The organism is Gordonia sihwensis (assembly GCF_029632925.1).
In the GTDB taxonomy this organism is placed as follows: Bacteria; Actinomycetota; Actinomycetes; order Mycobacteriales; family Mycobacteriaceae; genus Gordonia; species Gordonia sihwensis.
Window position 1 is genome coordinate 4,142,082 of the sequence record NZ_CP121248.1, and the last position, 13,875, is coordinate 4,155,956.

At 63.0% G+C, this 13,875-nt stretch carries 5 protein-coding genes and 3 rRNA genes; 4 read left to right on the top strand and 4 right to left on the bottom strand.

Annotation, left to right across the window (positions count from 1 at the left end; genetic code table 11):
• The first annotated feature begins 74 nt into the window (after positions 1-74).
• From P5P27_RS19695 to rrf, 3 genes are all read left to right on the top strand, one after another.
• Positions 75-1,595, top strand: a 16S ribosomal RNA gene (locus tag P5P27_RS19695).
• 452 nt (positions 1,596-2,047) lie between these two features.
• A 23S ribosomal RNA gene (locus P5P27_RS19700) occupies positions 2,048-5,192 on the top strand.
• Between the two features lie 182 nt (positions 5,193-5,374).
• Positions 5,375-5,491: ribosomal RNA gene (rrf, locus tag P5P27_RS19705) — 5S ribosomal RNA — on the top strand.
• The 16S, 23S and 5S rRNA genes sit together here, the layout of an rRNA operon.
• 624 nt (positions 5,492-6,115) lie before the next feature.
• On the opposite strand, the gene P5P27_RS19710 is transcribed toward rrf, so the two are convergent.
• From P5P27_RS19710 to P5P27_RS19725, 4 genes are read right to left on the bottom strand one after another with little or no spacing between them, the layout of a single operon-like run.
• Entirely contained in the window at positions 6,116-7,786 is a 1,671-nt protein-coding gene (locus P5P27_RS19710; RefSeq protein ID WP_222111367.1) for a dipeptide ABC transporter ATP-binding protein, read from the bottom strand.
• Positions 7,783-8,703, bottom strand: coding sequence for an ABC transporter permease (locus tag P5P27_RS19715; RefSeq protein ID WP_006898116.1), 921 nt, complete (start codon positions 8,701-8,703; stop codon positions 7,783-7,785). The genes P5P27_RS19710 and P5P27_RS19715 overlap by 4 nt, the downstream gene beginning before the upstream one ends.
• A 41-nt stretch (positions 8,704-8,744) precedes the next feature.
• Positions 8,745-9,704 (bottom strand): ABC transporter permease, encoded by a 960-nt coding sequence (locus P5P27_RS19720; RefSeq protein ID WP_006898115.1) that lies wholly within the window; start codon positions 9,702-9,704, stop codon positions 8,745-8,747.
• 2 nt (positions 9,705-9,706) lie between these two features.
• Entirely contained in the window at positions 9,707-11,290 is a 1,584-nt protein-coding gene (locus tag P5P27_RS19725; protein WP_062367815.1) for an ABC transporter substrate-binding protein, read from the bottom strand.
• A gap of 197 nt (positions 11,291-11,487) precedes the next feature.
• Between P5P27_RS19725 and P5P27_RS19730 the strand changes: the two genes are divergently transcribed.
• Positions 11,488-13,839: an arylsulfatase gene (locus tag P5P27_RS19730; RefSeq protein WP_278125698.1), complete on the top strand. Its 2,352-nt coding sequence runs from the start codon at positions 11,488-11,490 to the stop codon at positions 13,837-13,839.
• The last annotated feature ends 36 nt before the right edge of the window (positions 13,840-13,875 follow it).

Consider the following 13,875-nt stretch of genomic DNA (forward strand, 5'->3'; position numbering starts at 1 on the left):
CCATGTCAGTTTTTTGGATTTGGTCAGGTTCTGTTTTCTGGCTTTGTGTTGAAATCTTGTGGTTTCTGCATTTTTTGTTGGAGAGTTTGATCCTGGCTCAGGACGAACGCTGGCGGCGTGCTTAACACATGCAAGTCGAACGGAAAGGCCCAGCTTGCTGGGTACTCGAGTGGCGAACGGGTGAGTAACACGTGGGTGATCTGCCCTGGACTCTGGGATAAGCCTGGGAAACTGGGTCTAATACCGGATAGGACCACTGATTGCATGGTTGGTGGTGGAAAGCTTTTGCGGTTCAGGATGGGCCCGCGGCCTATCAGCTTGTTGGTGGGGTAATGGCCTACCAAGGCGACGACGGGTAGCCGACCTGAGAGGGTGATCGGCCACACTGGGACTGAGACACGGCCCAGACTCCTACGGGAGGCAGCAGTGGGGAATATTGCACAATGGGCGCAAGCCTGATGCAGCGACGCCGCGTGAGGGATGACGGCCTTCGGGTTGTAAACCTCTTTCGCTAGGGACGAAGCGTAAGTGACGGTACCTGGAGAAGAAGCACCGGCCAACTACGTGCCAGCAGCCGCGGTAATACGTAGGGTGCGAGCGTTGTCCGGAATTACTGGGCGTAAAGAGCTCGTAGGCGGTTTGTCGCGTCGTCTGTGAAATTCTGCAACTCAATTGCAGGCGTGCAGGCGATACGGGCAGACTTGAGTACTACAGGGGAGACTGGAATTCCTGGTGTAGCGGTGAAATGCGCAGATATCAGGAGGAACACCGGTGGCGAAGGCGGGTCTCTGGGTAGTAACTGACGCTGAGGAGCGAAAGCGTGGGGAGCGAACAGGATTAGATACCCTGGTAGTCCACGCCGTAAACGGTGGGTACTAGGTGTGGGGCTCATTTCACGAGTTCCGTGCCGTAGCTAACGCATTAAGTACCCCGCCTGGGGAGTACGGCCGCAAGGCTAAAACTCAAAGGAATTGACGGGGGCCCGCACAAGCGGCGGAGCATGTGGATTAATTCGATGCAACGCGAAGAACCTTACCTGGGTTTGACATACACCAGAAAGCCGTAGAGATACGGCCCCCCTTGTGGTTGGTGTACAGGTGGTGCATGGCTGTCGTCAGCTCGTGTCGTGAGATGTTGGGTTAAGTCCCGCAACGAGCGCAACCCTTGTCCTGTATTGCCAGCGGGTTATGCCGGGGACTTGCAGGAGACTGCCGGGGTCAACTCGGAGGAAGGTGGGGATGACGTCAAGTCATCATGCCCCTTATGTCCAGGGCTTCACACATGCTACAATGGCGCGTACAGAGGGCTGCGAGACCGTGAGGTGGAGCGAATCCCTTAAAGCGCGTCTCAGTTCGGATTGGGGTCTGCAACTCGACCCCATGAAGTCGGAGTCGCTAGTAATCGCAGATCAGCAACGCTGCGGTGAATACGTTCCCGGGCCTTGTACACACCGCCCGTCACGTCATGAAAGTCGGTAACACCCGAAGCCGGTGGCCTAACCCTTGTGGAGGGAGCTGTCGAAGGTGGGATCGGCGATTGGGACGAAGTCGTAACAAGGTAGCCGTACCGGAAGGTGCGGCTGGATCACCTCCTTTCTAAGGAGCAAACAACACGTCGATGCTGGTGCCGAATGTGTATCGGGTCGGTGTTTGTTCATGGGTGAAACACAAGAAACCATCAAACATTTTTGCCGGCTCGTGACTTCTATGGTTGCGGGGTGGTGGTGGTCGACCGTGAGTGATTGCGGTTGTGGACGAAGCACACTATCGGGGTTCTGAGGGAACACGCGTTCTGCGCGGGTTGTCTTGGTGCTCACTGTTTTCCGCCCCGGAGTCTTGTGGGGTGTTGGGGGTGGTGGGTGTGTGTTGTTTGAGAAGTGCATAGTGGATGCGAGCATCTAGCCCGGCAGCATTTGTTGTTGGGTTTGTGTGTTCTGCAATTTCGATTCTGGTTTGTGCGATCGCGTGTTGTGATCGTTGTTTTTGTTTGTTGTCCGCATTCGCGCCTCGGGCACTGTTTGGTGTGTGGGGTGTGTTTGTGGGTGTTGTTGTAAGTGTTTGAGGGCGTTCGGTGGATGCCTTGGTACCAGGAGCCGATGAAGGACGTGGTAGGCCGCGATAGTCCTCGGGGAGTTGTCAAACGAGCTGTGATCCGAGGGTGTCCGAATGGGGAAACCCAGCACCAGTGATGTGGTGTTACCCACTCGTGAATGTATAGCGGGTGTGGAGGGAACGTGGGGAAGTGAAACATCTCAGTACCCACAGGAAGAGAAAACAAGTGTGATTCCGTGAGTAGTGGCGAGCGAAAGCGGAGGAGGCTAAACCATGCGTATGTGATACTCGGCAGGGGTTGTGCGTGTGGGGTTGTGGGGTGATCGTTCATCGTGCTGCCGTGCGGTGGGTCAGTGATAAATCGACATGTTAGGTGAAGTGGCCTGGAATGGTCTGCCGTAGTGGGTGAGAGTCCCGTAGCTGAAAGCGTGTTGACTGGCTTCGATTGTTCCCAAGTAGCAGCGGGCTCGTGGAATCTGCTGTGAATCTGCCGGGACCACCCGGTAAGCCTAAATACTTTCTGGTGACCGATAGCGGACTAGTACCGTGAGGGAAAGGTGAAAAGTACCCCGGGAGGGGAGTGAAATAGTACCTGAAACCGGACGCTTACAATCCGTCAGAGCCTGCGCACCCTTTCGGGGTGGTGGGTGATGGCGTGCCTTTTGAAGAATGAGCCTGCGAGTTAGTGCTCAGTGGCGAGGTTAACCCGTGTGGGGTAGCCGTAGCGAAAGCGAGTCTGAATAGGGCGTGTTGAGTCGCTGGGTCTAGACCCGAAGCGGAGTGATCTACCCATGGCCAGGGTGAAGCAGCTGTAAGAGGTTGTGGAGGCCCGAACCCACTTCAGTTGAAAATGGAGGGGATGAGTTGTGGGTAGGGGTGAAAGGCCAATCAAACTCCGTGATAGCTGGTTCTCCCCGAAATGCATTTAGGTGCAGCGTTGCGTGTTTCTTACTGGAGGTAGAGCTACTGGATGGCCGATGGGCCCTATCAGGTTACTGACGTCAGCCAAACTCCGAATGCCGGTAAGTGAGAGCGTGGCAGTGAGACTGCGGGGGATAAGCTTCGTAGTCGAGAGGGAAACAGCCCAGATCGCCGGCTAAGGCCCCTAAGCGTGTACTAAGTGGAAAAGGATGTGGGGTCGCTGAGACAACCAGGAGGTTGGCTTAGAAGCAGCCACCCTTGAAAGAGTGCGTAATAGCTCACTGGTCAAGTGATTCTGCGCCGACAATTTAGCGGGGCTCAAGTACACCGCCGAAGCCGCGGCACTCACACATTTCATCCATGCCTGCCTGCGGGTGGGTGTGTAGTGGTGTGGGTGGGTAGGGGAGCGTCCTGCATCCGTGGAAGCAGCGGAGTGATCCAGTTGTGGAGGGTGTGGGAGTGAGAATGCAGGCATGAGTAGCGAAAGACAAGTGAGAAACTTGTCCGCCGGATGACCAAGGGTTCCTGGGCCAGGTTAATCCGCCCAGGGTGAGTCGGGACCTAAGGCGAGGCCGACAGGCGTAGTCGATGGACAACGGGTTGATATTCCCGTACCCGTGTATCCGCGCCCAGTGATGAATCATCTGTACTAACCATCCAAAAGCTGTCGTTGATTTCTTCGGATTTCTCTGATGGTGGCTGCGTGGGACCTTGGGTGTAGTAGTCAAGCGATGGGGTGACGCAGGAAGGTAGCCGGGCCAACTGGTGGAATAGTTGGTGTAAGCCTGTAGGGTGAGACATAGGCAAATCCGTGTCTTTTTGAGCCTGAGAGGTGATGCGTAGCCGTTGTGGTGAATTCGGTGATCCTATGCTGTCGAGAAAAGCCTCTAGTGAGTTGGTACACGGCCCGTACCCCAAACCGACACAGGTGGTCAGGTAGAGAATACTAAGGCGATCGAGTGAACTGTGGTTAAGGAACTCGGCAAATTGCCCCCGTAACTTCGGGAGAAGGGGGACCACGACCGGTGATGGGTCTTGCACTCTGAGCTGGTGGTGGTCGCAGAGACCAGAGAGAAGCGACTGTTTACTAAAAACACAGGTCCGTGCGAAGTCGTAAGACGATGTATACGGACTGACGCCTGCCCGGTGCTGGAAGGTTAAGAGGACCGGTTAATCATCTTTCGGGGTGGTGAAGCTGAGAATTTAAGCCCCAGTAAACGGCGGTGGTAACTATAACCATCCTAAGGTAGCGAAATTCCTTGTCGGGTAAGTTCCGACCTGCACGAATGGCGTAACGACTTCTCTGCTGTCTCAACCACAGGCTCGGCGAAATTGCAGTACGAGTAAAGATGCTCGTTACGCGCGGCAGGACGAAAAGACCCCGGGACCTTCACTATAGCTTGGTATTGGTGTTCGGTGCGGTTTGTGTAGGATAGGTGGGAGACTGTGAAGCTGGCACGCTAGTGTGGGTGGAGTCGTTGTTGAAATACCACTCTGATCGTATTGGGCTTCTAACCTCGGACCCTGATCGGGTTCAGGGACAGTGCCTGGTGGGTAGTTTAACTGGGGCGGTTGCCTCCTAAAGTGTAACGGAGGCGCCCAAAGGTTCCCTCAGCCTGGATGGCAATCAGGTGTTGAGTGTAAGTGCACAAGGGAGCTTGACTGTGAGACGTACATGTCGAGCAGGGACGAAAGTCGGGACTAGTGATCCGGCACCGGCATGTGGAAGCGGTGTCGCTCAACGGATAAAAGGTACCCCGGGGATAACAGGCTGATCTTCCCCAAGAGTCCATATCGACGGGATGGTTTGGCACCTCGATGTCGGCTCGTCGCATCCTGGGGCTGGAGTAGGTCCCAAGGGTTGGGCTGTTCGCCCATTAAAGCGGCACGCGAGCTGGGTTTAGAACGTCGTGAGACAGTTCGGTCTCTATCCGCCGCGCGCGTGTAGAAACTTGAGGAAACCTGTCCCTAGTACGAGAGGACCGGGACGGACGAACCTCTGGTGTGCCAGTTGTTCCGCCAGGAGCACTGCTGGTTAGCTACGTTCGGAAGGGATAACCGCTGAAAGCATCTAAGCGGGAAGCCTGTTCCAAGATGAGGTTTCTCACCCACCTTCGGGTGGGGTAAGGCCCCCTACAGATGATGGGGTTGATAGGCCGGAACTGTACGCCCAGTAATGTGTTCAGGTGACCGGTACTAATCGGCCGAGGACTTACCAACAACACTCACCAACAATTTCTTTTTTCGGATTCAACGAATCACGACGGATGGGTTGTGTGAGTCGGTTTCGGTGATTGCGTACACGCACAGTTTGTTTTGCTCGTTCATCCACTATGTACTTCTGAAACAACACACAAACCACGATCTGGTTATAGATTGTGGTGTGGATGGTTTCATATTGTTACGGCGGCTATAGCGGTGGGGAAACGCCCGGTCCCATTCCGAACCCGGAAGCTAAGCCCACCTGCGCCGATGGTACTGCACTGTAATGGGTGTGGGAGAGTAGGACACCGCCGAACACAACTTGTTGAGCCCCGATCAGACACCGTCTGATCGGGGCTCAACCCATTTCCCGGGGCGTGTCCCCGGCCGGCGAGTGGTGTCTGGGGTACGACGCGCCTGACGGACCGCGAACGCACCCGCTTCAGACTGGCTTCAGGCTGGTTGAGCGAGCGAAGCGAGTCGAAACCACCACACGACGGGCAGAGTGGTCTCGATACGCCGTGCTCGCTACGCTCACCCGCCTACTCGACAAACCTCGAGGGAGCCGGCGATTCCAGGCCGGTCGAGCGAGCACCCCCTTCAGGCTGGTTGAGCGAGCGAAGCGAGTCGAAACCACCACACGACGGGCAGAGTGGTCTCGATACGGCGTGCTCGCTACGCTCACCCGCCTACTCGACAAACCTCGGGGGTCGGAGAGCGGTTCCCGCAGGCTGGTTGAGCGCGCACCCCTCTTAGGCTGGTTGAGCGAGCGGAGCGAGGCGCAACTTTGCACAGAGGCAGAGTGGTCTCGATACGGCGTGCTCGCTACGCTCGCTCGCCTACTCGACGATCCTCGGGGGCGGACGGCGATCGGCCTCCCGCAGGTGTGGACTGTGTTGATACGGCGGGGTTCGTGTGCGGGGGCCGCGGCGCGATCTGGGCTACGAGGTTGCGGGCAGCAGCTCGCGGCCGAGGCGGTCTCGTTCGGGGTCGGGGGCGGGGACCGCGTGCACCAGAGTGCGGGTGTAATCGGTGGCGGGCTGAACGAAGATCCTTGTCGCACTGCCGGACTCGACCACGCGACCGGACTTGAGGACGGTGACTCGGTCGGACACCTGGCGGACGACAGCGAGGTCGTGGCTGATGAACAGTGCCGCGAAGCCGATGTCGGCCTGCAACTGTGCGAACAGCTCCAATACGCGGGCCTGGACGGAGACGTCCAGCGCGCTCGTCGGCTCGTCGGCGATGAGGAGTTTGGGGTCCGTCGAGAGCGCACGGGCGAGGGCGACGCGCTGACGCTGACCACCCGACAACTCGTGTGGCAGGCGAGAGGCGAACGAGGTCGGCAATTGCACGGCCGACAGCAGTTCGGCGACCCGAGCCGCGCGTGAGCGGCGGTCCCCGATCCTTTGGATCTCCAGCGGCTCACGGATGGACTCGGCGACGGTGAAGCGCGGGTCGAGAGAGGCGGTCGGGTCTTGCGGAACGAAGGCGATGCGGCGCCGCGCTGCTCGGAGGTCCTTGCCGGAGAGTTCGGCGAGATCGTCGCCATCCAGCAGGATACGACCGCCGGCCAGGGGTAGCAGGCCGCCGATGGCTCGCCCGAGGGTCGTCTTTCCGGAGCCGGACTCGCCGACCACCCCGACCACCTCACCGGACTCGACCACCAGCGACACGTCCGACAGCGCGACGTGCGGGTTCGACCCGAACGATCCCGGATGCTCGACGGTCACGCCGTCGACCACGACGACCGGCGTCGGTCCGTGCGCGGCGTGGCGTCTGCTGTCCCGCGACGCGGTGTCCAAGCGCGGAACGGCGGCCAGCAACTGGCGTGTGTAGGGTGCGGAGGGCTCGGCGAAGATCCGTCCCACGTCGCCGGTCTCCACCGTCTCCCCGAGTTGCACCACCACTACGCGGTCAGCGATCTCGGCGACGACACCGAGGTTGTGCGTGATGAGCAGAATGCCTGCGCCCGTGCGCTCGCGGAGACGGACGAGGAGTTCGAGGATCTCTCGCTGCACCGAGACGTCGAGGGCTGTGGTCGGCTCGTCGGCGAGCAGCAGGGCCGGGTCGCCGGCGAGCGCGAGTGCGATGACCACACGCTGTTTCTGGCCGCCGGATAGCTGGTGCGGGTAATAGCCGACACGGACCTCCGGTTCAGGGAGGTCGACGAGTCGGAGCAATTCCACGGTCCTGGCGCGCACCGCCGCCCGGGACAGACCGCTGTGCCGGGTGAGCGCCTGGCGAAGCTGCCAGCCGATGGTCTGGACCGGGTTCAGCGCGGTCTGCGGTTCCTGGAAGACCATGGCCACGCGGTCGCCCCGAAGGCGAGCGAGGTCCTTCTCCGGAAGACCGAGAATCTCGCGTCCGTCGACCCGAACCGAACCGGTGGCCGTCGCACCGTCGGGCAGGAGACCGATCGCGGCCCGTGCGGTCATGGTCTTGCCCGATCCGGATTCTCCTACGAGAGCGACGATTTCGCCGCGATCGACGCGGAGGCTGATTCCGGAGACCGCCGGACGCGGATAGGCGAACCGCACGTGCAGGTCGGTCACTTCCAGGGCCGGAGGAACGGACGGTACGGGTACGGCGGGGGAGGACGCGGCGGTCATCGGAGGTTCCTTCTGTCGTTCGAGATCGACTGGGCGATCAGGTAGAGCCCGAGTACGAGAGCGGAGATGACGAACAGTGGTCCGAGCGAGAACCACGGATTGGTCTCCAGGTAGTTGTTTCCGGCGGCGATGAGGCCGCCGAGCGACGGAGTCGGTGGGACGACGCCGATCCCCAGATAGCCCAGCGCACCTTCGATGAAGACCCCGAGCGACAGCGACAGCGCGAACTGCACGCCGAGCGCCTCCACCGAGTTCGGCAGCACATGCCGCAGCAGGATCCGTCCGGTCCCGGCGCCGCTGACCCGCGCTGCTTCGACATACGGCTGCTCGCGTACTCGCAGTACCGAGGTCCGCACCAGTCGGCCGAAGACGGGGATCTCGGCGACCGCGATGACGATGCCGACCGTGAGCGCGCCGGGACCCAGGATCGCGGCCAGCGCGATGCCGAGGATCAGCGCCGGGAAAGCGAGGATCACGTCGAAGACGCGCTGCGCGACGCTGTCGGCGAGCGGCACGGTGACCGACACAAGCCCGACGAGCGTGCCGAGGGCGGCACCGATGGGGACGGCGATGAGAATGATGAGCAGGTCCACGCGGATGCCGACGAGCGTGCGTGCGAGGACGTCGCGGTTCACGTCGTCGGTGCCGAACCAGTGATCGGCGCTGGGCGCAAGCAGATACGCACCCTCGATCTGCTGGTCGGCGCCGTGCGAGAGGAAAAGGGGACCGAATACCCCGGCGGCGACGACAGCGAGGACGAGAACGGTCCCGACGAGGCCGGAGCCGCGTAGGAGGCTCCGGTAGAGCGGCAGCCGCGCGCGTGTCTCGTCACGGTCTGCGGGTGCCTCCGGCAGCAGTCCCGGACCGACGGGCAGGGCTTCGCCGGACGAACTGGATGGTGGCTGCGGTATCAGCACCCCGGGCCTGGGGTCGGATGGTCGGGCGTCGGAAGAACGAGTCACTGTGCACCTGCCAGTCGGATTCGAGGGTCGAGCCAGGCGTGTACGACGTCGGCGGCGAGCTGAATCAGCACGAACGCGGTGACCGACAGGAGCACGAGCACCTGGACGAGGGGGTAGTCGCGGGCGGAGATGCCCTCTTCGGTGAGCAACCCGAGCCCCGGCCAACCGAAGATCGATTCGACGAGCACCGCCCCGCCGAGCAATGCGCCGACGATCAGACCGAAAGCGGTGACGGTGGACGGCAGCGCGTTGCGCAGAGCGTGCTTGAGGACGACATCACGACGGGTCGCGCCGGTGGCGATCGCAGTGGTGGCGTACGGCTGTGCGAGTTCGGTCCGCAGGGCTTCGGTGAGGAACCGCGCCAGCATCGCCCCGGCGGGAAGCCCGAGGGTGAGGGCGGGCAACAGCAGATACTGCGCGGTGATCCCGAGGTCGTCGGTGAGTCCGTTGGGCGGGGTGCCGCCTGCGGGCAGTACTCGCCAGCGGATGCCGAAGAGGGCGATCAGGACAGTGCCGACCACGAAGGTGGGCAACGCTATCGCGACCGCGTTGATCCCGGTGAGGACCGCGTTGAGTACCCGTCCTCGCCAGATCACGGCGCTCAGCGACAACGCCAGCCCGAGGCTCACCGCCACCGCGGTCGCAGCCGCGGTCAGCACGAGGGTGTTGGTGAGGCCGAAGGAGATCAGATCGCCGATGTCGCCGCCCACCTGGTAGCTGGTTCCGAAGTCGAGGGTGACCAGGGCGCTGATCCATGCCCAGTACTGACTGAAGAAACCACGGTCGAGTCCGAGGTCATGACGGATGGCGGCGAGTTGCTCCGGCCCGGCGTCGGGACCCGCCAGAGCCGATTCCGGACCTCCGGGGATGAGCCGGAGCACGGCGAACACGAGCAGAGAGGCGGCCAGCAGAACGACGACGGCCGTCGGAATCCGGCGAATGAGATATCTGGTCATGGTCAGGACCTCCGATCAGAGGTGGCGAGGCTGGTGTGATCGAAATGGAGCTGGTCGCGGCGGTCCCAGTCGACGCCGTGGACCGTCGGCGCCGCGGTCACGCTCGAGATGACGACACCGATCTCGATCAGGAAGAGGTCGTCGAGCCAGACACGGTCGAGTCGGCGGTAGGCGTCCAGAGCCTGCGGAGACGCCGGATCGGCGATCTTCCAGGCGGCGTCGGCCGCCGACGAGTACTCGGCGCTCGAGTAGTTCGAGGAGTTCTTGGCTGCGTTGAACGGATACGCCGAGACCGCCAGCGTCGACGGTGTGAACTGTGCGAAGGCATGCTGCAGTATCCACAGCCCGGAGAACTGACCGCCGATCAGTTTGGTGGCCTGCACGGTCCGGTCATTGGGAACGAGATTCGCGGTGATCCCGACCTCGCGCAGGTTCGACTGGATGATCTCCGCAACGATCCGGTCCGAGCCGCCGGTGGTGTAGTCGAGGTCGATCGGCGGGACCGGCCCGGCCTCACGCAGGAGGTCGCGGGCCCGCTGGAGATCCCGGCGATAGGTACGGTTGCCCGACTCGTCGTAGGCGGGCGAGGTCCGGGGCCACGGCAGATTCACCGGATATCCGGAGCCGCGATAGACGTCCTTGATGATCCGATCCCTGTCGACCGCGTAGGCGATGGCGCGACGCACCCGGGGGTCGCCGAGCGCTGGGTTGGCCACATTGACGCCCACATACACCTGGGACTCGCCGCCGGTGAGCTGAATGTCGCTGAAGCCGTAACGGCGCGTGGCGATCTGGTGGTCGCTGTCGGTCAGTCCGCTGGCCACGTCGAGCTGTCCGGTGCGCAGCCGGGTGTAGAGCGACTTGGGATCGCGGGCTTCGACGAAGGTGACGGCGTCGAGCGGCGCCGCCCCGCCCCAGTACCCGGTGTTGCGGACCAGACGCACCGAGGAGTTCGGCGTCCACGAGTCGAACCGGAACGGGCCGGTGCCGTTGAACGACTTGCCGGCCTTGAGCTCATCGATCTTGGATCCGTCGAGGACGGGCGCGGAGTCGAGCAGGTCGAAGACGTTGCCCGTGGGGTGCGCGAACGTCAGCACGATGCGGTGGGGATCGCTGACGTCGTACGAGGTGATGGCGGCCGCGGTGCGCTTGAACTGCGGTGTCCACGGACCGCCCAGGTACGCCTGGAGCGACGCGCGAACGTCTGTCGAGGTGAACGGGCGCCCGTCGTGGAAGCGGACGTGCTCGCGCAGATTCAGCGTCAGTGTCTTGCCGTCCGGTGCCGTGCTCCACGAGGTCGCCAGTGAGGGCCGCGGCGTGAGGGTGGCGTGGTCGTAGGTGATCAGAGTGTCGTACACGTTCGCGAGAACGTGGCCGTTGACGCTGCCGGTACCGATCTGCAGGAAGGTCTTGGGCGAGAGGTCGCCGAGTACTCCCACGCGCAGATCACCGCCGGCCGCGACGGGGCCGGACGTCGCGGTGGTCTGCTGCGCCTCGACCGCGCTGCGGCAACCACCGAGGCCGAGCACGACGACGACGGTCAGGGCGAGCACCCACGGTTTTCGCGAGCGCGGAATCGGGAACATGCGAAGGTCTGCTTTCTCGAAGAGGACGGTGATCGCGGAAATGCGCGACTTCGAGGAATCATTCGCGGGTGGCGGCCGAATGTAATCGGTTGCGTTCAGCCCGAATCTAAACTTTGACCACAGATCGGAGAGTGAGGCATCTTCGCGCAAGCGCCGAAACGCTGATTCGGCGAATAACGCGAACAGGAAGCAGGCAGATGTCCGGCAACGACGGCAATTCAATTCCCGCTCATGCGCGAGGTTACGAGGATTTCGGCGGCGCAGTCGGCCGCACCACCTCGGTGTCGACGCCGTGGTGGCCGCCCGAGCCCGAACCGCCGGCCGGCGCGCCGAACATCGTCGTGGTCTTGGTCGACGATCTCGGATACTCCGATGTCGGTCCCTTCGGCGCCGAGATCCCGACGCCGAACATCGACCGGCTCGCGCGGAGCGGGTTCCGGCTGAGCAACTACCACACCACACCGGTGTGCTCACCGGCGCGTGCGGCGCTGCTGACCGGCGTCAATCCGCACCGTGCGGGCTACGGCAGCGTCGCCAACTCCGACCCCGGCTTCCCCGGGCTGCGCCTGGAACTGGCCGACGACGTGCTCACGCTGCCGGAGATACTGCGGGAGTCCGGGTACGCCACCTTCGCTGTCGGCAAGTGGCATCTGGTGCGGGACGCCGACATGAGCCCGGGGCGATCGCGGAAGTCGTGGCCCCTGCAGCGCGGCTTCGACAGCTACTACGGTTCGCTGGAGGGCTTGAACTCGTTCTTCAACCCGAATCAGCTGATCGCCGACAACTCGGTGGTCGACGTCGACGAGTATCCCGACGGGTACTACGTCACCGACGATCTCACGGACCGGGCGATCGACCAGATCACAGCGTTGCGCGCACACGACTCGGACAAGCCCTTCTTCCTGTACTTCGCGCACATCGCGATGCATGGACCGCACCAGGCGAAAGCCGACGACCTGGCTCGTCACCGCGGCAGGTACGCCGAAGGCTGGGACGAGGTGCGCCGCAAACGCTTCGCGCGACAGATCGCCGACGGTCTGTTCGACCCCGGCACGCCGATCGCCGAGCGCAACACCGAACCCGGCTACGACGCGCCGTGCTGGGACGACTTGAACGACGACGAGAAGCGCCGCTACCAGCGTTACCAGGAGGTGTACGCGGCGCTCGTCGACAGCGTCGACCAGAGCGTCGGGCGGCTCATCGGCCTACTCGAGGATCTCGGTGAGCTCGAGGACACGATCATCGTGTTCACCTCCGACAACGGTGGCACCGCAGAGGGCGGGGCCACCGGAACACGGTCGTACTTCAGCCAGTTCGTGCACGGTCCGGTGCCCGATGACTGGGAGCGCGACGTGCCGCACGACGAGGAGCTGATCGGCTCGGCCGACCTCGGCGTTCATTATCCGCGCGGCTGGGGCCAGGCGTCCAACACCCCCTTCCGCTTCTACAAGGGGCAGACCTTCGCAGGCGGCGTGCGGGTGCCGTTCGTGATGTCGTGGCCGAGCGGGCTGCCGCGGACCGAGGGAGACAACGGCGTCCGGCGGCAGTTCTCGTACGTCACCGACCTCGCGCCGACTCTGCTGGAGCTGGCCGGCGTGCCGACTCCCGCGACACGTCAGGGCGTGCCCGCGGTGGAACGGGACGGCGTCAGCATCGCCGAGGTGCTCCGCGACCCGGCGGCGTCCTCGCCGCACATCGAGCAGTACGCGGAGTTCGGGGGCCATCGCGGTTTCTATCGTGACGGCTGGAAGCTGTTGTCGCTGCACGACCACCGCCCCGACCACGTCGACGCACCCCGCTGGCAGCTGTACGACGTGCGCACCGACCCCGCGGAGACGAACGACGTGGCCGCGGAGCATCCCGACCTCGTGGCGGAACTGGCGCGGGCATGGGACGCCGCGGCCTGGCACAACACGGTGTTCCCGCTCTTCGACACCGCGGACGCACCGCAGCGGCGACGCCCGGCCGAGGACCGCCGGTACGCATCGCCGGTCCGGATCCTGGCCGGGACGCCGACGCTCGAACGGTACCGGTCGAGTCGGCTCATCGCCTACCGAGACTTCGACGTGATCGTCGAACTGCGGGGCTGGTCGGCCGAGGACGAAGGGGTGCTGGTCGCGCACGGCGACCAGCAGGGCGGCTACCTGCTGGCGGTGGAGGACGGGCGGCTGACGTTCACCTTCAATTCCTACGGCCGGATCCAGCGGGTCACCGGTGCTCTGCCGCCCGGAACGGACACCGTCACCCTCCGGGCGGCCGCGACACCGCGGGTGAGGTGGGACTTCACCGTGCTCGCCTCGGCCTCAGGCGATGAGACGGTGGTCGCGTCCCTGCCCGATGCGGTGCAACTGGTCGGAATGGCGCCGTGGACCGGGATCTCGGTGGGTCGCGACGCACGCGGCGCCGTCGACCCGCAGCTGCGCCGCCGTCGCGGCGTCTTCCGTGCCGGTCCCGCCCTGGTGGCCGTCACCTACCGGCCCGGCCCGGTGCGGGTCCCCGAAGACGTGCGGCGAGAGATCGACGATCACGCCGCCGACCACGCGGATTGAGGCTCTGCGTCCTTTCGATCAGGGTGAGTGAATATC